This is a genomic window from Flagellimonas algicida (assembly GCF_049629585.1).
In the GTDB taxonomy this organism is placed as follows: Bacteria; Bacteroidota; Bacteroidia; order Flavobacteriales; family Flavobacteriaceae; genus Flagellimonas.
In genome coordinates this window covers 366377-388845 of the sequence record NZ_JBMYIX010000002.1, presented here as the reverse complement: position 1 = coordinate 388845, position 22469 = coordinate 366377, and the positions used below count along the sequence as shown (strand labels likewise).

Genomic DNA, 22469 nt, shown 5'->3' with positions numbered 1-22469 from the left:
TTTTGTTTTTATGATTACTAAATAAACTCAGATTCAATCAAAGGCTTGGTTTAGAAAAGTATTCAAGGGTCTAATGGCTTTAAAATGAAACAAGATCTCATCCAGTAGGTCTTCCGAATTATAAAAAGGTTCCAACGGAAATTCGGCCATGGCGTAAAACTGTTTGTTATAGATCAGTGCTGTTTTTTCTGCCGCTGGAAGGAGGCCTTTATCCAAGCGTTTGTTCTTTTCCCCTTTGATGCGACCAAAATTTTGGACAAAGGTCAAATCGTTAACCACGTCCAGGAGTCCTGAAGCATTCTTGGATATATGTTCCCGGACTAGATGGAGCTCCGGTGGGCGAAGTGTAAACAGGCCACCGCCCACATAAATGGTCGTGGCATCAATACCAAGATAGTAACCCGGCAATAGGGATTTTTTGCCATGTGGTGAAAATCCTGCCTTAAGTAGGGTATGGTAAGGAGTTTTGTCCTTGGAAAATCGCACATCTTTATTGATGCGGAACATGGCGTTCTTCGCATCGGAGGGAATGCGCCCATCCCACGAGGTCAACTCTTGCAACAACCCATCCATTAGGGACAAAAAGGGCAGTTTTACTTTTTCCTCATATCTTTTCTTGTTTGCATGGAACCATTCCTTGTGGTTGTTTTGGGCCAGTTCCTCAAAAAATAAAGTATACTCTTTTGTAATCATATGTCCTCTTGTATGTGGTTCAATGCCAGTTCAGTAAGGGTTTCCCATTGTCCATGGTCTTCAAAACGTGCCTCGTACCAACCTCCAAGTGGTTTTTTGGTCTTAAAGGGACTGAATTCTGACAGTGCTATGTCCAGAGTTTCAATAGGAAAATCCTTGCCCAATTTGAAAACCATGGTGTGGTTTTTGGACAAGAAGGCAAACACCTTCTTTTTATAATGTATGGCAGGTGAGCTCATCATCTTGCCTTCGGTCACCTCTACATGGGTTATGCAATATTTTTCCCGTATTTCGCTGAATTTTTCAAACGCCATGAACCAAAGCTACAAAAGGAAAAAAGGCACAGTTGTGGGCAAATAGGACACTTTTAAGGGTTGATTCTGCCAAACAGAAGTCTTACATTTATCCTTTGTAAACCAATGATTATGAAACACGTAAGCATTTTGGTGCCCAAAGGCAATACCATATTGAGCAGTGTGGTGGGTCCCTACAAGATTTTGTCCGCTGCCAATCAGTTTCTAAAGAAAAGGGGTGTTAGAAACGACGATTTTTTTGATATCCATTTGGTGGGACTGGAGCGAGACCATTCATTATATAATGGACTTTTTAGCATCCATTGCGATAAGATTATTGATGAGGTAGAAAAAACGGACATTATACTTATTCCTGCGTTGAAAACAGATAGATTTATAGAGGAACTGGAACAAAACAATCCTTTTGTGGATTGGATCCTTAAGCAACGGAATCTACACAATGCCGAAGTGGCCAGTATGTGTATGGGGGCCTTTGTTCTGGCCCGGACGGGGCTGGTGGATGGCAAGCAATGCTCTACCCACTGGGCGGCCATGGAAATGTTCAAAAACATGTACCCCAAGGTCAATCTTGTTTCCAATAAAATAGTGACCGAGGAAGATGGCATCTATACCAGTGGAGGGGCTTATTCCTTTTTAAACCTGATGCTGCACCTTATTGGAAAATACTGCGGTAGGGACGCTGCCATTTATATTTCGAAATATTTTGAGATTGAGATCGATCGGCAAGATCAAAACCAATTTGTCATTTTTCAAGGGCAGAAGGAGCATAATGATGTTGCCATCAAAGAAGCGCAAAATTTTATTGAGAGCAATGTAACCGATAAGATATCCGTGGAGGAATTGGCCAAAAAATCGGCCATTAGCAGTAGGAACTTTGTCCGAAGGTTTAAAAAAGCCACCCAGAATACCCCTTTGGAATACATACAACGAGTAAAAATGGAAGCGGCCAAACGCAGTCTGGAAAGCACCCAGCAAAACGTGAATGAAGTGATGTACCAGGTAGGGTATGCCGATCAAAAAGCATTCCGGACGGTGTTCAAAAAATACGTAGGATTGTCTCCCGTGGCCTATAAGGCCAAATACAATATGACGGTATTGAATCCGGAACGGACCACAGCATGGTAACGGGACCATTTCACCTTTGACCAAGGAGCAAATAAAAAATCCGACACTTTATCGATGAGCCTTATAATAATCTGGTTTTTTTTCAGTTAAGGTTACACAAGATCATCGATAATTTTGAAGCTTCGACACATACTTTTCAGCGCCATAGTTTTGGCCGGGTTGATTTTTGAATCCTGTTCCACCCAAAAGGACAAGTTCATCAACCGAAACTGGCACGCACTCAACACCAAGTACAATACCCTGTACAATGGCAATATTGCCTTTGAACAAGGCCGCGAGGAACTCAATGAGAGCTATCGGGACGATTATTGGGAAATCCTCCCCGTGGAACGTTTGGAGGTGACCGATGAAATAAAGCTCGATTCCGAGGACAACAATCCCAATTTCATCATTGCCGAGGAAAAGGCCACCAAGGCCATACAAAAGCACAGCATGGACATTAAGGACCAAGAACGCAATCCGCAAACGGATGAGGCCTTTTTGCTTTTGGGCAAGGCACGCTACTTCGATCAACGGTATATCCCTGCTTTGGAATCCTTCAATTACATCCTTAGAAAATATGTGCAGAGTGATAAATTGAACGAAGCCACCATTTGGAGGGAAAAGACCAACATGCGATTGGACAATCCGGAAGTAGCGATCAAGAACCTGAAAAGATTGTTCAAGTACGAGTCGCTAAAAGATCAGGAATATGCCGATGCCAATGCTGTTTTGGCACAATGCTACATCAATTTGAATGCACCGGATACGGCTATTCAAAAACTTAAGATAGCCCAGGCCTACACCAAAAAGAACCCCGAAAAGGGAAGATATCTATTTATTATTGGTCAGTTGTTCAACCAATTGGGACATAAAGACAGTGCCAATTATGCCTTCGACAAGGTGATTGCGCTCAACCGAAAGTCGCCAAGGGTGTATATGATCAATGCGCATCTACAGAAAATCCAGAATACGGAACTTACCGATGGGAATAGGGAAGAGCTGTTGGAATATCTCACCGAATTGGAGGAGAACCGCGAGAACCGCCCCTTTTTGGATAAAATTTATCGTGAAGTGGCCCAATTCCATTTGGCCAATGAATCGGATAGTTTGGCACTGGCGTATTACAACAAATCACTCAAGGCCACCCAAGGCGAGCAAAAGCTCAAAGCCCTCAACTACCAGAGCCTGGCCGATTATTATTTTGATGAGGATGCGTACAAAACCGCTGGGGCCTACTACGACAGTACGTTGACCAACCTAAAAGAGAATACCCGACAGTTCAGGAACATTAAAAAGAAGCTGGACAATCTGGAAGACGTGATCAAGTACGAGGATATTGTGCAGCATACGGACAGCGTAATTACCCTGTACGAAATGCCGGAAACGGAGCGTAAAGCGTATTTTGAGGACTATATCGCCGAACTAAAACGCAAAGCGGAAGAAGAGGAAGAGAAGAAACAGCAACAGGCTGCCGCAGGCTTTGCCACTTTTGCCAAGAGTAAGGGAGGAAAACAGAACCAAGGCAAGTTCTATTTTTATAATGTAACGAGCTTGGGGTATGGTAAAAATGATTTTAAGACCCGCTGGGGAGACCGGACCTTGGAAGACGATTGGCGCTGGAGCAATAAATCCCGAACCTTGATTTCCGAAGCTACGGGAGAGTTTGTAGGCAATGATTCATCTGGAGAAAACCTTACGGAAGACCAACGATATTCACTGGACTATTATTTGGACAGGATTCCCACCGATGTTACTGAGATTGATAGCCTCAGGACCGAAAGAAACTTTGCCAACTACCAATTGGGGCTGATCTACAAGGAAAAATTCAAGGACAACCTTTTGGCTGCCGCAAAATTGGAAAAGGTATTGGCCTCCAATCCAGAGGAACGTTTGATCCTTCCCTCCAAATACAACCTGTTCAAGATTTATGAGGAGAGCGGCAGTCCTTTGGCCCAGAACATGAAACAGGACATCATTGCCAATCACCCAGACACGAGGTATGCCGAGATTTTGTTGAATCCGCAGGCCGTTCTGGAGGGAAGCACCGACAGTCCGGATGCACGCTACGCAGCCCTTTTTAAATTATACGAGAAGCAAGAGTTCCTTCAGGTCATTACCCAGTCTGAGAGATACATCAACCAATTCACGGGAGACCCCATTGTCCCCAAATTTGAAATGTTGAAAGCCAATGCCATTGGGCGCTTGCAAGGTTTTGAACCGTTCAAGGAAGCCTTGAACTATGTGGCATTGACCTATCCCAACAATCCAGAAGGAAAGAAGGCCGAGGAAATGGTGGAGCAACAGCTTCCCAAATTGGAGAAGAAGGATTTTTCACCGGAGACCGGATCCAGCGGGGCAGGAAATTGGAAAGTGGTCTTTCCGTTTAAGATAAGGGACGATGAAAAAGCCGTAAAGCTTCAGGAAAGGCTGATGGAAGTCATTAAGGAACTGAACTACAGGAACGCCATTTCCAAAGATATCTACACCCTTGAAGACGAGTTTGTTGTGGTCCATGGTTTCCGCTCCAAGGACTTTGCTTTGGGCTTCGCAGAACTCATAAAAAACAATAGGGACTACCGCATCAACGATGAGAATTTCGTAATTTTATCGGATAACTATAAAATTATTCAAGTACATAAGAATTTAGAATCATACAAAGCACAATTTTAAACCCCAAAACCCTAGAACACAATGTTTTCTGACAACAAAAAACCACGACCTATGAATGAATTTGGAGGGCAGCCCAACAGAATTGAGAAGAACACAAAAATTAAAGGTGATATTACTTCCGAAGCGGATTTTAGAATCGACGGGAAACTGGAAGGCAACGTAAAGACCTCTGGTAAAGTGGTCATTGGCAAGGACGGTTACATCAACGGTAAAGTTGAGTGTGTCAATGCCGATATTGAAGGAAAGTTCAACGGCGAACTTTCGGTAGCGGAACTACTTTCATTGAAGGCTTCTGCCATTATTGAGGGCACCGTATCCGTGGCCAAATTGGCCGTGGAGCCCGGAGCTACTTTCAATGCAGCCTGTACCATGGGCAAAGGAGCTGTAAGTGCGTCTGGATCGGCGCCAAAAATGCAGTCCACCAAGAGCAATGAACCAGCAAAAGCTTCCTAATAAAAACACGCGTAGAGACACTTTAAACAAGGCGGCCCGCTTGTCGGGGATGGCCATACAAATGGGCGTCATCATCTATTTGGCGGTCAAAGGAGGGAGATGGTTGGACACCCATTACGGGACCGCAAAGGTATTCCTGCCCATATGTACCTTGTTTGGCGTGGCCGTTTCCATATATTTGGTGGTCCAGCAATTGAAAAGAATCAATAATTGAAGAATAGGTCTATTCCCATAATTTTTATCATAGGGTTGGTCGTTGGATCGATCCTTCTTTTTTTGGGCCATGCCAAGTTGCAGGCTTGGTATGGTTATGAACCCCACGGGAACCAACTGGTAAAAAGCTATTTGTTGAATTCCATATTGGCCTGCATTATTTTTTTTGCCATTTATTTTTACAGGAACAAGTATCGCGATTATCTAGGGTTCTTTTTTTTGATAGGGAGCCTTTTAAAATTTGGTGTTTTCTTCGTGGCGTTCTATTCCGGATATAAGGCAGATGGTGTTTTGGAGCGCGCAGAGTTCCTTGCTTTTTTTGTCCCGTACCTCTATTCCCTGACCTTGGAAACCCTCTTTTTGGGCAAACTGCTTAATTCTGTGAGATAAAGTCCAAAAAATCAACAAAAAAATCAATACTGTAAATAATACTGTAAAAGCTTTTTTCTTTTGAATGAGCAATGTATTTTTGCACCGATTTTTGAGGACCCATAGTTGCATCATATGCGATATTCGTTATTAAGTAAAAAATTGACCGCCGTGGTTTTTATGGCCGCGGGGATTTTATCGGCCCAAGACCATGGGGCACAGGAAGTTGAAACCGGAGCCCATGATTTGAAGACCGAAATCAAGGAATACATTGACCACCACCTTCTGGACTCCCATGACTTTAATCTGTATTCCTATACTACGGATGCAGGGGAGCACAAATACATTGGTTTTCCATTGCCGGTGATTTTATGGGACAATGGCCTTAAGGTGTTTTCTTCCTCCAAACTAAAGCATGGCGAGGGCGTTGCCGAAGCGGATGGCAACTACTACACCCTATATCACAATAAAATTTACAAGACAGACGCGGAAGGCACCATCAATTTTGGGGCACATCATGGAGAAGAGACCCATGAGGAGGATGCGTTTGGTGAAAATTTGGTAGTGGATGATGCCCATCCCACCAATGTAAAGCCATTGGATTTTTCCATAACCAAGAACGTGGTCTTTATCATGTTGGTCGGTTTGTTGATGTTCTTCATGTTCCGTGGTGTTGCCAATAATTACAAAAAGAACAGCCTTCCAAAAGGAATCGGCAGGGTATTGGAGCCCTTGGTGCTTTTTGTCCGTGATGAAATTGCCATCCCGAACATTGGTGAGCACAAATACAAAAGATACATGAGCTATTTGCTTACCGTATTCTTTTTCGTGTGGATTATCAACTTGTTGGGGCTTACGCCGCTTGGTGTAAACGTGACCAACAATATTGCGGTGACCTTTGCCTTGGCGTTGATTACCTATTTGATCACCACTTTTTCTGGAAACAAGAACTACTGGAAACATATTTTCTGGATGCCGGGCGTGCCTGCCCCCATGAAAATTATATTGGCACCGATAGAATTGTTGGGAACCTTCATCAAGCCATTTTCATTGATGATTCGTTTGTATGCCAACATTACTGCGGGCCACGTAGTATTGATGAGTATTATAGGACTTATGTTCATTTTCAAGAACTGGATAGGAAGTCCATTATCGTTTGTATTGGCATTCGCTCTTTCCTTGTTGGAATTGCTGGTTGCCGCGTTGCAAGCCTATATTTTCACCATGTTGTCGGCCCTTTATTTTGGAATGGCAGTGGAAGAAGATCACCATTAAGAAGAACGTTTAATATTTAAATTCATATATCATGACAATTCCAAACATCGTAGGTGCTGGTTTGATCGTAATCGGAGCAGGATTGGGTATCGGTAGAATCGGTGGTCAGGCAATGGAAGCCATTGCTCGTCAACCTGAAGCTTCTGGTAAGATCCAAACTGCTATGTTGATCGCAGCAGCCCTTATTGAAGGTATCGGTTTCGCCGCTCTTTTTGCAGCTTAATAACCGTAACAGTATTGATGAAGGCCATAGCGGTTGGCTATGGCCCTTCATTGATTTAAATGATATAGTAAAGATTTAATAGTAAGATACATGGATAAGTTAATCGAACAGTTTTCCTTCGGATTGTTTTTCTGGCAGTTGTTGCTCTTCGTGGGCCTATTGTTGTTGTTGCGAAAATATGCATGGAAGCCTATTCTAGGTGCGGTTGAAAAAAGGGAAGAAGGAATCAAGGATGCCCTTGAAGCTGCCGAGGCTGCCAAAAAGGAAATGCAGAACGTTACTGCAGACAGTGAAAAACTGTTGAAAGAAGCCAAGGCCGAAAGAGATGTGTTGTTGAAGGAAGCGAGGGAAATCAAGGAAAGTATCATTTCCGAAGCCAAGGAGCAGGCCCAGGTTGAAGGGGATAAGATGATCAAGCAAGCCCAAGCTGCCATTGAAGCAGAGAAAAAAGCGGCAGTGGCCGACATCAAGTCCCAAGTGGCCAACCTTTCCGTTGAAATCGCGGAAAAGATCATCAAAGAAGAGTTGTCCGACAACAAGAAACAACAGAAGTTGGTCGAGGACATGTTGGGGGATATCAAACTGAACTAATTAGAGCATGAACCAAAACAGGGCAGCCATACGCTACGCTAAAGCAACCTTGGACTACGCAGTCGAAAAGAAAGCGGCCGATGCCGTTGAGAAAGACATGCGGGACATTGCTGCAACGATATCTGAAAACGGGGAGCTCCAAAGTGTTTTGGAAAGCCCTATCGTAAAATCAGAGCTCAAGAAAAGTGCATTGCTGGAAATTTTCAAGGATGCCAACGAAATCACTAAAGGACTTATCCAGACCTTGGTGGACAACAAAAGGATTGCAATGCTACAGGAAGTGGCTTACAAATACATCATCCTTCACGAAAAAATGAAGGGAGAGGAAGTAGCCTATGTAACCACTGCAGTTCCTTTGACAGCCGATTTGGAAAAGAAAATCCTGGCTGAAGTGAAAAAAGCTACGGGCAACAAGGTCACCATTGAAAACAAGGTGGATGAAGCCATCATTGGTGGATTTGTGCTTAGGGTTGGCGATACCCAATACGATGCAAGCATTGCCAACAAATTGAACGGATTAAAAAGAGAATTTACAAATAGTCTATAAAAATGGCAGGAGTAAAAGCCGCTGAGGTCTCAGCAATTTTGAAAAAACAATTATCAGGTTTTGAAGCAGGCGCTTCGTTGAACGAAGTAGGTACCGTGCTACAAGTAGGTGACGGTATTGCCCGTGTCTATGGACTTTCCAATGCCCAGTACGGGGAGTTGGTGGAGTTTGATGGCGGTATGCAAGGTATCGTATTGAACCTGGAAGAAGACAACGTTGGTGTGGTATTGTTGGGCCCATCCAAAGAGATTGTGGAAGGTGCCACTGTAAAAAGAACAGAGCGTATCGCATCCATCAATGTTGGAGAAGGAATTGTTGGTCGTGTCATTGACACCTTGGGGACCCCAATCGACGGTAAGGGACCCATTTCTGGGGAAACCTATGAAATGCCCTTGGAGCGTAAGGCCCCTGGTGTAATTTATAGACAACCGGTTAACGAGCCACTACAGACCGGTATAAAGGCTATCGATGCCATGATTCCTGTAGGTCGTGGACAGCGGGAGTTGGTAATTGGTGACAAGCAAACAGGGAAGACCACGGTTTGTATCGATACCATCCTGAACCAAAAAGAATTTTACGATGCCGGTGAGCCTGTGTACTGTATCTACGTTGCCGTAGGTCAGAAAGCATCTACCGTTGCTGCCATCGCAAAGACCTTGGAAGACAAAGGAGCCTTGGCGTATACCACTATCGTCGCGGCCAATGCATCTGACCCTGCCCCAATGCAGGTATATGCTCCTTTCGCTGGTGCTGCCATTGGAGAATATTTTAGGGATACTGGACGTCCTGCTTTGATCATCTATGATGATTTGTCTAAACAGGCCGTTGCATATCGTGAGGTGTCCTTGTTGTTGAGAAGACCTCCGGGACGTGAAGCATACCCTGGTGACGTTTTCTATCTGCACTCAAGATTGTTGGAGCGTGCCGCAAAGGTGATTGCCGATGATGAGATCGCAAAGAACATGAACGACCTTCCCGATTCGTTGAAACCGATTGTAAAAGGTGGGGGTTCATTGACAGCACTTCCAATTATCGAGACACAAGCTGGTGACGTTTCCGCTTATATCCCAACCAACGTAATTTCCATTACCGATGGTCAGATATTCTTGGAGCAAGACTTGTTCAACCAAGGGGTGCGTCCTGCGATCAACGTGGGTATCTCCGTATCTCGTGTGGGTGGTTCCGCGCAGATCAAATCCATGAAAAAAGTAGCCGGTACCTTGAAATTGGACCAGGCCCAGTTCCGTGAATTGGAGGCCTTTGCCAAGTTTGGTTCCGATTTGGATGCCGCTACCTTGAACGTAATCGAAAAAGGACGTAGAAACGTGGAGATCTTGAAACAAGGTCAGAACGATCCCTTTACTGTGGAAGATCAGGTGGCTATCATCTTCGCAGGTTCCAAAAACTTGTTGAGGGATGTTCCTGTGGACAAGGTAAAAGAGTTTGAAAAGGATTTCTTGGAGTTCTTGAATGCTAAGCACAGAAATGTTTTGGATGCCCTTAAGGCAGGTAAATTGACCGATGAGGTAACCGAAACCTTGACTGCGGTTTGTAAAGACCTTTCAAGCAAGTATAAGGTGTAGTAATTGTCATTCCTGCAGTCACCCTGAGCGCAGTCGAAGGGCAGCAGGAATCCATAACAATAAAGATTCCGCATCAAGGGCGGAATGACAACAAAAGATATGGCAAATCTAAAGGAAATACGGAACAGGATATCATCCATTTCATCAACGATGCAGATTACCAGCGCCATGAAAATGGTTTCTGCTGCCAAGTTGAAGAAAGCCCAGGATGCCATTACCGCAATGCGTCCCTATGCCGATAAGCTTACGGAGCTCCTTCAAGGACTCAGTGCCAGTTTGGAAGGCGATGGTGGAAGCAAATTCGCGGAAAGCAGGCCCGTAAACAAAGTTTTGTTGGTGTCCATTACTTCCAATAGGGGACTTTGTGGAGCCTTCAATTCCAACATCATCAAACAGAGCAATAACTTGGTGGCCAACAAATATGCGGGCAAGCAGGTGGACTTTGTCACAATAGGAAAAAAGGGGAACGACATCCTTGGAAAAAAGAACACCATTGTGGCCAACCACAGTGATGTATATGATGACTTGACCTTTGACAATGTTGCCGAGATTGCCGATTTCTTGATGGAGCAATTTGCTTCGGGCAGTTATGACAAGATAGAATTGGTATACAACAAGTTCAAGAACGCGGCCACGCAGATTGTAATGACCGAACAGTTCTTGCCTATTTCCGTTGAAGGTGACACTCCAGTGGCTTCAGATTACATTTTTGAACCATCAAAAGCAGAGATTGTGGAACAACTGATTCCAAAATCCTTGAAGACACAGCTATACAAAGCTATTCGTGATTCCTTTGCCAGTGAGCACGGTGCCCGTATGACGGCCATGCACAAGGCTACGGACAACGCTGGAGAATTGAGGTCCCAATTGAAATTGACGTACAACAAGGCTCGTCAGGCCGCCATTACCAGCGAAATCCTTGAGATTGTTGGTGGTGCGGAGGCATTGAACAACTAGACTTTATAAGAATTGTATATAAAAGGCCGCTTTAAGCGGCCTTTTTTGTTTGGCAAATTTTGACACCAGTGGACTAAAGGGTTTTGTGTAACTTGTGGCTTTATTTAAAAGGTTTTAAAGAACACACCTATTGAACCCGTTAAAAAGGCTTTTTAAGCAGACTTTTATCTACGGCCTCGCTACAGTTTTGCCGAGGGTCATTTCCTTTCTACTGCTTCCCCTATATACCTCGGTCTTTGAAAATGCATCAGGTTACGGGCAATACACCAATATCTATGCTTGGATTGCCATTTTCAATGTGTTTTTGGCCTATGGTATGGAGACCGCCTTTTTTCGGTTTTACCATAAGAGTGAGGATAAGGAAAAGGTGGTTTCCACCTCACTTATCTCCCTGTTGGGGTCATCACTACTATTTTTGATATTGGCCCTGTCCGTAAAACAATGGCTGTCCGGGGTAACCAACATCAATCCGGATTATATAAAGTTCACCGCATTTATTCTGGTTTTGGATGCCTTGGTCATTATCCCGTTCGCCTTGTTGAGAGCACAGGAAAAGCCTATGCGGTATGCTGTATTGAAAACCATCAACGTAGCCATTAACTTGGCTTTCAATGTTTTTTTCTTGCTCATTTTGCCACAAATGGCCCAAGAAGCGGAAAGTGGTTTCTTCCATTCGATTTACAAAACGGATTGGGAAATCCACTATGTGTTGATTTCAAATGTGATTGCCAGTGGTATTACCCTGTTGATCTTACTGCCCACCTATATCAAAGTTCCCTACACCTTTGATTCGGTGCTTTGGAAACAGATGCTCCAATATGCAGGGCCGGTAATGTTGGCCGGGGTGGCCTTTACGATTAATGAGGTCTTCGATAAGATTTTGCTCACCGAAATGTTGCCTCAGGATATTGCCGAGGCCGAAGTGGGAAAGTATAGTGCATGTTATAAATTGGCCTTGTTCATGACCTTGTTCGGGACCGCATTCCGGATGGGTGTGGAACCTTTTTTCTTCAGTCATGCCAAATCGGAAAAACCACAAAAAACCTATGCCCAGATTACCAATTACTTTGTAATCTTGGGGAGTATCATCCTACTTGGGGTGGTGGTCTACGTGGATGTATTGGCCAAAATTCTGTTGGGTAATGCCATATATCGGGAAGCGCTCAATGTGGTGCCCATAATCCTTTTGGGAAGCTTTTGTCTGGGTATCTATCACAACCTTTCCGTTTGGTACAAGGTCACGGACCAGACCAAATTTGGGGCCTATATCTCCTCCATAGGGGCCTTGATCACCTTGATTATCAATGTAGGGTTGATTCCGAAAATGGGATATATGGCATCGGCCTTGGCCACGCTGGCCGCGTATGGTAGTATGATGCTCCTGTCCTATTTCTTTGGCAGGAAATACTATCCGGTACCGTATAATATGCGAAAGATAATCTTCTATCTTTTGGTTTCGCTGTTGTTTTCCGTTCTCTCTTTCTATGTTTTTAATAGAAATTTAATAGCCGGCAGCCTTCTTCTTTTGTTATTTTTGATGCTGATTTATAGAATGGAAGGAGATAATTTAAGAAGCATATTTTTAAAGCGTGAAAATTAAGGTAATCAACAAATCAAGTCACAAACTGCCCCATTACGAAACATTGGCCTCCGCAGGGATGGACCTAAGGGCAAATTTGGAAAACCCAATCACATTGAAACCCTTGGAAAGGGCCATTGTGCCCACGGGCATCTTTATGGAGCTACCTGTGGGGTATGAAGCCCAAGTAAGGCCCCGAAGTGGTTTGGCGGCCAAAAAAGGGATATCTGTTCTAAATGCCCCAGGAACCATTGACGCGGATTACCGTGGAGAAGTGGGGGTGATTTTGGTGAATCTGTCCTCTGAAGCATTTGTTGTTGAAAATGGCGAACGGATTGCCCAAATGGTATTGGCTAAACATGAACGTGCTGAATGGGAAGAAGTGGATTCTCTTTCGGAAACAGACAGGGGAGCAGGCGGATTTGGAAGCACAGGAACTAAGTAAAATTCCTGCGAAGGCAGGAATCTTTAAGAGCAAAGTCAAGAAGTTTAACTAAAATAGAAAATTGCATAACCTCTGTTCAATGTATGAAAGAATGGAATGTTTATATCATGTGCAATCGACCAGACGGGACACTTTATATTGGCATTACAGATAATCTTGAAGAGCGGGTAAAAGAACATAAGTTAAAAGTTTATCCACAATCATTTACAGCAAAATATAATTGTGATAAGTTGGTTTATTTTGAAGAGTTTGAAAATGGTGAAAAGGCTGTAAAGCGCGAAAGGCAAATGAAGAAATGGAAAAGAGAATGGAAAATCAATTTGATAAAGGAATTTAACCCGAATTGGATAGACATTAGCCTTAATTGGAAATTGAATAATAATAAATTTAGATAAACCGTTGTATCGAGAAAGAAACAAAGTTTAACAATAAAAGTGAGACACCTGCCTGCGCAGGTGAGTGAATATGAAAATAATCGTACCTATGGCGGGAAGAGGTTCCCGATTGAGACCACACACATTGACCGTTCCAAAACCATTGATACCGGTAGCTGGAAAACCTATAGTACATCGCTTGGTGAGCGATATTGCCAAAGTACTGGGCGAACCTATTGAGGAAGTCGCCTTTATTTTGGGCGATCCGGCCTTTTTTGGGGATGATGTGGTCGAGAGTTTGATGGAACTGGCCAAAGAATTGGGAGCCAAGGGGTCCATTTACCGACAAGATGAGCCTTTGGGAACCGGACACGCCATCATGAGCGCTAAGGAATCCTTGAGTGGTCCGGCGGTTATTGCGTATGCCGATACCCTTATCCGCGCCAATTTTGATTTGGACAAGTCGGCGGACAGCGTTATCTGGGTGAAACAAGTGGAGCGTCCTGAAGCCTTTGGAGTGGTTAAATTGAGTGAGGACAACCACATTGTGGAATTGGTGGAGAAACCCCAAGAGTTTGTATCCGACTTGGCGGTGATAGGCATCTATTATTTCAAGGACGTTGGCGTGCTCAAGAACGAACTGCAGCATGTGCTGGACAATGACATCACCAATGGTGGCGAGTATCAAATCAATGATGGTATCAAACGTATGATGGAAAAAGGCATGAAATTTGTGCCTGGTCAAGTGGATGAATGGATGGACTGTGGTAACAAAAATGTAACCGTGGAGACCAATCAGCGTATGTTGGGCTTCTTGGAAAAAGACGGGGAAAACTTAATATCCGATACCGTGAAAACTGAGAACGCAAACATTATTGAACCCTGCTTTATTGGTGATAATGTGGTGCTCAAAAACACTACGGTAGGTCCTTTTGTATCGGTTGGAGCGAACACAGTTTTGGAAAATTCAACCATTAAGAACAGCCTTATTCAAAATAATACCAAAATATCCAATGCTAATTTGGACAATGCCATGATTGGCAATCATGTGGTTTTTAATGGTAACTTTGAGGCAATAAGTATAGGGGACTATTCCGTTTTGGAATAAAGACTTTTTTGATTTCGATGGGGACTTGAACGTTATGGATAGAATGGCTCTTTTATGGATGTGTTTGGCAGTGTCCACGATGACATGGAGCACAGGCCATGCCCAAGAAGAGCAAGAAAGTTCCGAAGTCTATTTGGAGGAATACACCGATGAGTTCCAAGAAAACTTTTTTGAGGCCCTGAAACAAAAAGGGATTCAGAATTATGACAGGGCCGTTGATCTGTTCCTAAAGTGTAAGCAATTGGACCCTGCAAACAGCGTGGTGGATTACGAGCTGGCCAAAGCGTATTTGTTGGACAAACAATACATACTGGCCCAAGAGTATGCCATCACGGCCCTGAATGCAGAGCCAACGGACTTTTGGTATTTGGACAATCTGCTGAGTATTTTGGAAAAACAGGGCGTTCCATGGGATGCCATAAAAGAGCAAATCCCCTATTCCAATGGACAGCTAAAACAAAATCTGGCCTTGGGGTATTTCAAAAAGCAAAAGTATCAGGACGCCCTCAACGTACTCAAGGAGCTTGATAATTCAACCTTTGCCACAGATTTGACCTCCAAGATCAAGGATTCATTGGAGCACGGGGAAAAAGAGGCTGGGAACGTAGTGACCAGGGAAGCTCCTCGGACAAATGAAGATGACCCCATGACTGAATATCGGGGTCAAATTGACAATTTGTTGGCAGATGGCAACTATCAAGAAGCCTTGGCCATATCCAAAGAGGCTTTGGATACGTATCCGTTGCAGCCTTATTTTTATTACACTTACGGGGCTGCGCTGAACAATACCTCAAATGCTAACAAGGCCATTGAGGTCTTGGAAAGTGGATTGGATTATTTGTTGGATGATACGGATGCTTTGGCAAACCTTTTGTATAAAGAATTGTCGAAGGCCTATACCAGTATAGGGAACACTTCAAAGGCAAATGAATATTTGAACAAGATTAAATCCGGACTATGAGGATTCAAATAAAGGACATATGCAAGAATAGGGCAGTGATTTTGCTGTTGTCCATGGCTGTGCTTGGGACTTCTTGTAAAGGCACCAAGTCGGTCACGGGAGGCGAGGTGGATTCCCGCATGTCCGCAAAAAATATCATTGACAACCATTATAGCCATCAGCCCAAGTTCAAAACCTTGAGCGGACGGGTCAAGATAGATTATTCCAACGGTGATGGGAGCCAAGGGGTAAATGTAAGCCTTCGGATGGAAAAGGACAAGGTAATCTGGATGAGCGCTCCTTTGGGAGTGGTAAAGGCCCATATCACTCCAGAGAAAGTGTCTTTTTACAACAAGTTGGACAATGAGTACTTTGAAGGGGATTTCAGTTATTTAAGTGATCTATTGGGAACCGACTTGGACTTTGACAAAGTTCAGAACCTTTTGTTGGGCAGTTCGGTTTTGGATTTAAGGAAGGAAAAGTTCACCTCTTCCGTAAGTGGGGAGAACTATGAGTTGAAACCCAGAAAGGCAAGGGAGTTGTTCAAGATCTTGCTGCAATTGGAACCTAAAAACTTCAAGATTGCTTCACAAGAAATATCCCAACCTGAAAAAGCAAGACAGTTGCAAATAAAATATACCTATCAGGATATTTCGGGAAGTGTTTTGCCAGAGGACATCAATATCGTAGCGGCCGAGGCAAAGGACAAAACAACCATAGATTTGAATTTTAGGAACCTGGAATTGAACAAACCCATGAATTTTCCATACAAAGTTCCCAAGGGATTTGATAAAATCACATTAAAGTAATATGAGAGGTAAAATTTCATATTGCATTTATTTTCTGTGTTTTACAATTTTTCTTGTTGCTCCAGCGGCGGCGCAGACAAGTGAACAAAAGGCATTGGAGGCCAAAAGGGAACGACTTCAACAGGAAATCAAGGAAATCAACAGATTGCTCTTTGCTGAACGCAAGGAAAAAGGAACCATTTTGGATCAGATGGAGGCCTTGGACAACAAGATCAATGTGAGGCAAGAACTGATCAGGGTCACCAACCAGCAATCCAATTTGCTCAACAGGCAAATCAATGTCAACATAAGGAACATCAGTAAGCTTCGGGAAGATCTGAACCTATTGAAAGAAGATTATGCCCAGCTGATCCAAAAGACCTATCAGAACAAATCCCAGAACAATCGATTGATGTTCTTGTTGAGTGCCGAGAATTTTTTTCAGGCTTTTAAAAGATTGCAATACATGCAACAATATGCAAAGCATCGAAAGAAACAGGGGGAAGGTATCATCCAAAAAACAGAGGAATTGGCCCAACTCAACCAAGACTTGGTAGTGCAACGTAAGGAAAAGGAGCAACTCTTGGCAGAGAATACCAAGGCTAAGAACGAGCTTTCCCGCGAGGTGGAGTCCCAAAGAGACCTTTTAAGGAGCGTTCGCCAAAATGAGGCCAAGTATACCGCTGCCATTGCAGAAAAGCAAAAAGAGGCCCGTAGAATTGATCGTGAGATCGAAAGAATGATCCGTACTGCCATTGCCAGTTCCAATAAAAGCTCTGGAAAATCCACGAGTACCACCAAGTTTGCACTGACCCCCGAAGCCAAGTTGTTGGCAGATAACTTTTCATCAAACAAGGGACGGCTTATTTGGCCGGTGGAGAAAGGGATAAAAAGCCAAGGATATGGCGTTTACGCGGATAAGATCTATCCTGGGATAAAGCACCAGAACAATGGGGTTACCATCACCACGGACAAGGGAAGCCAGGCCCGGGCCATTTTCGAAGGCGAGGTCATTGCCATTATCTCTGTCCCCGGGGGCGGGAAGGGTGTGACCATCAAGCACGGGAACTATATCAGCACCTACTACAACCTTTCCACATTATATGTGAAGAAGGGCGATAAAGTAGCGGCCAAGGAAGCGTTGGGCGAAATTTATACCAATCGGTTGGATGGCTCCACAAAATTGAAGTTTTATTTGTTTCAGGATTCCAATCGACTCAACCCCGAGGATTGGATATATCAGCTATAACACATGGAAAAAATCACAGATTTACAAGGGACTTTTACATTGCACAATGAAGTCCAAATGCCTTATTTTGGATTAGGAGTATATCTCTCAAAGGATGGTACCGAAGTCATCAACGCGGTAAGGGATGCCTTGGACCATGGATACCGACATATAGATACCGCTGCCATTTACGATAATGAAGAGGGCGTGGGTATCGGTATCAAAGAAAGCAGGGTCCCTAGAAGGGACATTTTTTTGGTGAGCAAGGTCTGGAACACCGATCAAGGCTACGATAGCACGCTCAGAGCTTTTGAAGCCAGTCTAAAACGATTGGATACGGATTATCTGGACCTATACCTGATCCATTGGCCCAAGGGAGAATTATCCAAGGAAACATGGAAGGCCCTAGAACGACTTTATAAGGAAAGGCGTGTTCGCGCCATTGGGGTAAGCAACTTTTTACAGCACCATTTGGAGGATTTGTTGACCTCGGCCGAGATTGTCCCCATGGTGAACCAAATGGAGTTCCATCCGTATTTGGTGCAGCAGGATTTGGTGGATTTCTGTCGTGCCAAGGGCATCCAGTATGAAGCTTGGTCTCCCATGATGCAAGGTAACATCTTTGACCTTGAGATTATGAAGGCGTTGGCTTCCAAATACAACAAGACCGCTGCGCAGATCGTGCTGCGGTGGGACCTTCAAAAAGGGGTGATTACCATCCCAAAATCTTCCAAAAAAGAACGCATCATCTACAATGCGGCAATTTTCGACTTTGAGCTCAGCCCGGAAGATATGCAACGGTTGGATGCCTTGGACCGTGGCAAACGCTTTGGTCCGGACCCGGATAATTTTGATTTCTAAAAATCAAAAAGTAAACCCTCTGCCGCAAGATTGTACCCTGTGGCAAACACTCACACCGGGAAATCCGCAATTGTCATTTCGATATGAGGAAAGTAGTGACAATTGAGAAATCTCACGATTATAAGATTTCTCGTCGCTCGTACCTCGCTCTGTCGAAATGATTGAGACATTCGGGTCAATTGGGTAAGTTTTTGTCCGTCCCCAATATCATTACGTGCTTGACATGGAATCCCATAATCCTAAAATAAAATCATGGTTTCACTCGGCTTGGAAATCATCAATCGAGTGGTTTTTCCTTCAAATGAAATTGTTGAAGCCAAGAAAGACTGTATCGAGAATCAACCCAGAAACAAAGCCTTAAGCTCGGTAGCATCTGAAGGCTTTAGCTTTCCGGCCAAGACCAAACTCAATTGTTTTCTCCGCAAAGCGGCGGCAAAGCGTTCCTTTTCCAAATCGGTTTCAGGCTCCAAAGGTGGAACTTCGGTAGGTTTTCCGGTATCATCCACCGCCACAAAGGTATAAATGGCCTCATTGGCCTTGGTGCGTTCGCCGGTAAAGCGATCTTCGATCCATACATCGATAAAAATCTCCATGGAGGTCTTGAACGCCCGGGAAACGGCAGCTTCCACGGTGACCACACTACCTAGGGGCACCGCCCGGTTAAAGGCCACATGGTTCACTGAGGCGGTAACGGTGATCCTACGGCTATGCCTACGGGCCGAAATACTTGCCGCCCTGTCCATTCGGGCCAAGAGTTCCCCGCCAAACAGGTTGTTCAAGGGGTTGGTCTCGCTGGGGAGGACCAAATCGGTCATTACAGTTCTGGATTCGCTTGGAGTTTTAGCGCGCATACCTTTAAATTTTGCGCAAAGATATTGAAGTGAAGTATCGTTTTAAAGAAAAGTAGGCCTATTTCTCGGAAAGGAGCCAGGCATCACGTGATTCGGAGGTCTTTACCTTTCTAAGGAAGGTCAAGGCTTCTTTGGGGTCGTCAAAACTATCATAGGCCACTTGGTGCAGGCCATACTTGTTGACACCCAGATAAAAAGCATTAAAACCTTTGTTTTTGAGTTCCTCCACGCGTTTCTCGGCATTTTCTTCCATGCGGAAGGCACCGGCAATGACATGGTGTTTGCCCAATTTCTTTTTGGTTACATCCAAATTCAAGGCAGGCAGTTCCAAGGGATCGCTTTCAAAGAAAGTGGCTTCTTGGATCAAACGTGACACCTGTTCTTGGGCATCTTGTTGGACAGCGACCTGTTTTTGTTGAAGATCACCATAGGTGCGGTATGAAGTAACACCCAAGGAAACGGCCAAAAACAACACGGCAGCATATTTTAACCAAGGCCTGAACGAGGTTTGTTCCCGTTTCTCAGGAGTAATGATGAACGGAATTTTTTCTTCGAGTTCTTCAACTTCCTCTTTTAGGACCTCACGCTGAATGGGTGTGGCCGAAAAAGTGGATAACCCGAAAGATGAGGTCAAAAAGTTGGTTTTGTTCTCTGGTTGGAATTGGATGCGTTGTTCCCTATTGTACCAAAGTTTTCCAACCCCAAAAAGTTCAATGCTTTCCCCTTGTTCCAACTTATTTTTCCATGAACGGGACACTTCTTCCACTTCCTGCAACAACTCCTCATAGCCCAATTTTTTTTCCTTGGCAATATGGGAGACCAAAAGTCCATCATTTTTGGACAATTGGGCATTAAAGGAAATGGTTTTGGAAGGAGGGACCAAAGTGTTGGTGGTCACATCAATCTCTGCGGATTTTCCATGTGCGAGGAAAGCCCCAAAACCGGGCACCACAACACAATTGTAATCGAACAGCAATTTTTCTATGTAAGAATCAATCCGCATGGCCACAAATATTGCAAAAAATATAGGAGAACAAAATAGGAGGGATAACTTTTTATTAACATTTGAAAATCTGTATTTTGTGAACAATTATCACACCCAAATCAAATGACTGAACCTGAAATTATTGCGGCGCTCCGCCTGCAGGCCATTCCCAATATTGGTGATATCACGGCCAAGAAATTAATTTCCCATTGTGGTAGTCCAACGGCCATTTTTAAGGATAAACCACATCACCTTTTAAAGATTGAGGGGATTGGCCGGTTTACCTTGAAAGGGCTTCACGATGCCATGTATCTGGATGAGGCCGAATCCGAATACCAATTTATTTCCAAGGAGAACATCAAAGCCTCCTATTTTATGGAGGAAGACTATCCGGCCTATTTGAAACATTGTGTGGATGGTCCCATTCTTATTTTTAAGAAGGGTAACATCAATTTAAGGGAAAGAAGGATTATCAGTGTAGTGGGCACTCGAAATATTACAAGCTATGGTACTGCATTTTGCGAGGCGTTTGTGGAAGAGATTGCCCCATTGAACCCTATTTTGGTGAGTGGCTTTGCCTATGGGGTGGACATTGCCATCCAAAAGGCGGCCATGAAGAAGGGTTTGCAGACCGTGGCATGCCTGGCCCATGGACTCAATCAGATTTACCCTAAAGCACACAAAAAGTATGTGGCGCAAATGGAACGGAATGGGGGATTCATCACAGAATTTTGGAGCAGTAGCAAGCCGGACCGGGAAAATTTTCTAAAACGGAACCGGATTATAGCTGGGATGAGCGAAGCGACCTTGGTAGTGGAGTCGGCCGAAAAGGGAGGAAGTCTTGTGACGGCAGATTTGTCCAACGGGTATAATCGTGAAGTGTTTGCCGTGCCGGGTAGAAGCACGGATAAATTCAGTAGGGGGTGCAATGACCTTATTAAAAGACAAAAGGCCCATTTGCTTACTTCCGCAGCGGATTTAATCTATCTTTTGGGATGGGAGTTGGAGGAAAAAAAGGAAAAATACCCAGTACAAAAACAGCTTTTCATCGATTTGGATGCAACAGAAAGGTCTGTTCATTCCTACTTGCAGTTGAACGGAAAACAGTTGCTGGACACCGTGGCTTTTGAGTGTAATCTACCTATCCACAAAACCTCATCCACTCTTTTGAACTTGGAAATGAAAGGTTTGATCCGACCATTGCCCGGGAAATTGTTCGAGGCGATTTAATCAATAAACAATGGGCAATAAACAATGACTAATGAACAATGATCAATACCCCAACTTCTCCCGTACCCGTTCCAAAACCCCATTGGCCACTTTTTGGGCCTTTTGGGCGCCAATGGCCAAGGCTTGATCCACCTCATCCAAATGATTCATGTAGTAGTCGAACTTTTCACGGGGCTCTTTAAACTTCTCCACGATAAGTTCGTACAAGGCTTGTTTGGCATGACCGTAGCCATAATTGCCCACTAGGTAGTTGGCACTCATCTCTTCTATCTGTTCGGGTGTAGCTAAAAGTTTGTAGAGGGCAAAGACATTGTCCTTGCTCGGGTCTTTGGGTTCTTCCATAGGCGTGCTGTCCGTTACAATGCCCATAATCTGTTTGCGCAACTTTTTGTCCGGTTGGAACAGGTTGATGAGGTTGTTGCGGCTCTTGCTCATTTTCTCCCCATCGGTACCGGGAACATACATGGTGCCTTCATGGACCTTGCCCTCCGGTATTACAAAGGTCTCACCCATTTGATTGTGGAATCGGGAGGCCACATCGCGGGTCATTTCCAAGTGTTGCAGCTGGTCTTTCCCTACGGGGACTATGTCGGCATCGTACAGTAAAATATCGGCGGCCATGAGCATAGGGTAGGTAAAGAGCCCTGCGTTTACATCTTCCAAACGATCGGCCTTATCCTTGAACGAATGGGCCAAAGTGAGTCGTTGGTACGGAAAAAAGCAGCTAAGGTACCAGGCCAGTTCGGCGGTCTGTGGCACATCGCTCTGGCGGTAAAAAACGGTTTTGTCTATATCCAGCCCAAATGCCAACCAAGCTGCTGCTATCGCATAGGTGTTGTTTCGCAACAGTTCCCCATTTTTAATTTGGGTAAGCGAATGCATATCAGCAATAAAAAGAAAGGAATCGTTATTGGGGTCTTGCGCCATCTCAATGGCGGGCATTATAGCACCCAAAATATTACCCAAATGGGGCGTTCCTGTACTTTGGATTCCGGTGAGGATACGGGCCATGTTACGTTTTTGCCCGTAAAAATACGTATCCGATGGGGATAAAAAAAGCGGCAAAAGCCGCTAATTTGTTTTCT

The 22469-nt window shown here is 44.2% G+C and carries 25 protein-coding genes; 20 read left to right on the top strand and 5 right to left on the bottom strand.

Going from position 1 to position 22469, the window contains the following annotated elements; translation table 11 throughout:
- Nucleotides 1–33: 33 nt before the first annotated feature.
- Complete coding sequence (locus ACPD8L_RS10600) at nt 34–693, bottom strand: DUF2461 domain-containing protein (protein WP_423943301.1); 660 nt, start codon at nt 691–693, stop codon at nt 34–36.
- The gene (locus ACPD8L_RS10595; RefSeq protein ID WP_423943299.1) at nt 690–1007 is read right to left on the bottom strand and encodes a hypothetical protein; all 318 of its coding nucleotides are present in this window, start codon (nt 1005–1007) and stop codon (nt 690–692) included. The genes ACPD8L_RS10600 and ACPD8L_RS10595 overlap by 4 nt, the downstream gene beginning before the upstream one ends.
- Nucleotides 1008–1118: 111 nt before the next feature.
- Between ACPD8L_RS10595 and ACPD8L_RS10590 the strand changes: the two genes are divergently transcribed.
- The 19 genes from ACPD8L_RS10590 to ACPD8L_RS10500 all read left to right on the top strand — a co-directional run bounded on the left by ACPD8L_RS10590 (nt 1119) and on the right by ACPD8L_RS10500 (nt 18318).
- Nucleotides 1119–2132, top strand: a complete 1014-nt coding sequence (locus tag ACPD8L_RS10590) for a GlxA family transcriptional regulator (protein WP_116216714.1) — start codon at nt 1119–1121, stop codon at nt 2130–2132.
- 114 nt (nt 2133–2246) lie between these two features.
- Entirely contained in the window at nt 2247–4784 is a 2538-nt protein-coding gene (porW, locus tag ACPD8L_RS10585; RefSeq protein ID WP_423943298.1) for a type IX secretion system periplasmic lipoprotein PorW/SprE, read from the top strand.
- A 21-nt stretch (nt 4785–4805) separates the two neighbouring features.
- A complete protein-coding gene (locus ACPD8L_RS10580; protein WP_293303631.1) occupies nt 4806–5237 on the top strand; it encodes a bactofilin family protein in 432 nt (143 codons plus the stop codon).
- The gene (locus ACPD8L_RS10575; RefSeq protein WP_423943296.1) at nt 5215–5451 is read left to right on the top strand and encodes an AtpZ/AtpI family protein; all 237 of its coding nucleotides are present in this window, start codon (nt 5215–5217) and stop codon (nt 5449–5451) included. The genes ACPD8L_RS10580 and ACPD8L_RS10575 overlap by 23 nt, the downstream gene beginning before the upstream one ends.
- On the top strand, nt 5448–5840 hold the full coding sequence (locus ACPD8L_RS10570; protein WP_116216718.1) for a DUF6168 family protein: 393 nt from the start codon (nt 5448–5450) through the stop codon (nt 5838–5840). Before ACPD8L_RS10575 ends, ACPD8L_RS10570 begins: the two co-directional genes overlap by 4 nt.
- 114 nt (nt 5841–5954) lie before the next feature.
- Nucleotides 5955–7094: a F0F1 ATP synthase subunit A gene (atpB, locus tag ACPD8L_RS10565; protein WP_423943294.1), complete on the top strand. Its 1140-nt coding sequence runs from the start codon at nt 5955–5957 to the stop codon at nt 7092–7094.
- Nucleotides 7095–7125: 31 nt separating this feature from the next.
- Entirely contained in the window at nt 7126–7317 is a 192-nt protein-coding gene (gene atpE, locus ACPD8L_RS10560) for an ATP synthase F0 subunit C (RefSeq protein WP_053970734.1), read from the top strand.
- A gap of 90 nt (nt 7318–7407) precedes the next feature.
- Nucleotides 7408–7908, top strand: a complete 501-nt coding sequence (locus ACPD8L_RS10555) for a F0F1 ATP synthase subunit B (protein ID WP_129653938.1) — start codon at nt 7408–7410, stop codon at nt 7906–7908.
- Nucleotides 7909–7915: 7 nt separating this feature from the next.
- Nucleotides 7916–8455, top strand: coding sequence for an ATP synthase F1 subunit delta (gene atpH, locus ACPD8L_RS10550; RefSeq protein WP_421810441.1), 540 nt, complete (start codon nt 7916–7918; stop codon nt 8453–8455).
- Between the two features lie 2 nt (nt 8456–8457).
- Entirely contained in the window at nt 8458–10038 is a 1581-nt protein-coding gene (atpA, locus tag ACPD8L_RS10545; protein ID WP_421810442.1) for a F0F1 ATP synthase subunit alpha, read from the top strand.
- Between the two features lie 99 nt (nt 10039–10137).
- Entirely contained in the window at nt 10138–10995 is an 858-nt protein-coding gene (gene atpG, locus ACPD8L_RS10540; RefSeq protein ID WP_116216724.1) for an ATP synthase F1 subunit gamma, read from the top strand.
- A gap of 130 nt (nt 10996–11125) precedes the next feature.
- Entirely contained in the window at nt 11126–12595 is a 1470-nt protein-coding gene (locus ACPD8L_RS10535) for a lipopolysaccharide biosynthesis protein (RefSeq protein ID WP_293303625.1), read from the top strand.
- Complete coding sequence (gene dut / locus ACPD8L_RS10530; RefSeq protein ID WP_129653943.1) at nt 12585–13019, top strand: dUTP diphosphatase; 435 nt, start codon at nt 12585–12587, stop codon at nt 13017–13019. The genes ACPD8L_RS10535 and dut overlap by 11 nt, the downstream gene beginning before the upstream one ends.
- A gap of 83 nt (nt 13020–13102) precedes the next feature.
- The gene (locus ACPD8L_RS10525) at nt 13103–13414 is read left to right on the top strand and encodes a GIY-YIG nuclease family protein (protein ID WP_421810443.1); all 312 of its coding nucleotides are present in this window, start codon (nt 13103–13105) and stop codon (nt 13412–13414) included.
- Nucleotides 13415–13484: 70 nt separating this feature from the next.
- A complete protein-coding gene (locus ACPD8L_RS10520) occupies nt 13485–14501 on the top strand; it encodes a sugar phosphate nucleotidyltransferase (RefSeq protein WP_293303623.1) in 1017 nt (338 codons plus the stop codon).
- 34 nt (nt 14502–14535) lie between these two features.
- Nucleotides 14536–15462 carry a tetratricopeptide repeat protein gene (locus tag ACPD8L_RS10515; RefSeq protein ID WP_423943289.1) on the top strand — a complete coding sequence of 309 codons (927 nt, stop codon included), beginning with the start codon at nt 14536–14538 and terminating at the stop codon, nt 15460–15462.
- Nucleotides 15459–16250 (top strand): lipoprotein insertase outer membrane protein LolB1, encoded by a 792-nt coding sequence (gene lolB1, locus ACPD8L_RS10510; protein ID WP_293303621.1) that lies wholly within the window; start codon nt 15459–15461, stop codon nt 16248–16250. The genes ACPD8L_RS10515 and lolB1 overlap by 4 nt, the downstream gene beginning before the upstream one ends.
- A 1-nt stretch (nt 16251) precedes the next feature.
- The gene (locus ACPD8L_RS10505; RefSeq protein WP_423943287.1) at nt 16252–17478 is read left to right on the top strand and encodes a murein hydrolase activator EnvC family protein; all 1227 of its coding nucleotides are present in this window, start codon (nt 16252–16254) and stop codon (nt 17476–17478) included.
- Between the two features lie 3 nt (nt 17479–17481).
- Nucleotides 17482–18318, top strand: a complete 837-nt coding sequence (locus ACPD8L_RS10500; protein ID WP_421810446.1) for an aldo/keto reductase — start codon at nt 17482–17484, stop codon at nt 18316–18318.
- 338 nt (nt 18319–18656) lie between these two features.
- Here ACPD8L_RS10500 and ACPD8L_RS10495 read toward each other — a convergent pair whose 3' ends face one another.
- Together ACPD8L_RS10495 and ACPD8L_RS10490 are read right to left on the bottom strand one after the other, a co-directional pair.
- The gene (locus tag ACPD8L_RS10495) at nt 18657–19169 is read right to left on the bottom strand and encodes an acyl-CoA thioesterase (protein WP_293303616.1); all 513 of its coding nucleotides are present in this window, start codon (nt 19167–19169) and stop codon (nt 18657–18659) included.
- Nucleotides 19170–19227: 58 nt separating this feature from the next.
- Nucleotides 19228–20172: an HU domain-containing protein gene (locus ACPD8L_RS10490; RefSeq protein ID WP_421810447.1), complete on the bottom strand. Its 945-nt coding sequence runs from the start codon at nt 20170–20172 to the stop codon at nt 19228–19230.
- A 105-nt stretch (nt 20173–20277) separates the two neighbouring features.
- Between ACPD8L_RS10490 and dprA the strand changes: the two genes are divergently transcribed.
- Nucleotides 20278–21384, top strand: a complete 1107-nt coding sequence (dprA, locus tag ACPD8L_RS10485; protein WP_421810448.1) for a DNA-processing protein DprA — start codon at nt 20278–20280, stop codon at nt 21382–21384.
- A gap of 42 nt (nt 21385–21426) precedes the next feature.
- On the opposite strand, the gene trpS is transcribed toward dprA, so the two are convergent.
- Entirely contained in the window at nt 21427–22395 is a 969-nt protein-coding gene (gene trpS, locus ACPD8L_RS10480) for a tryptophan--tRNA ligase (protein ID WP_421810449.1), read from the bottom strand.
- Nucleotides 22396–22469: the final 74 nt, after the last annotated feature.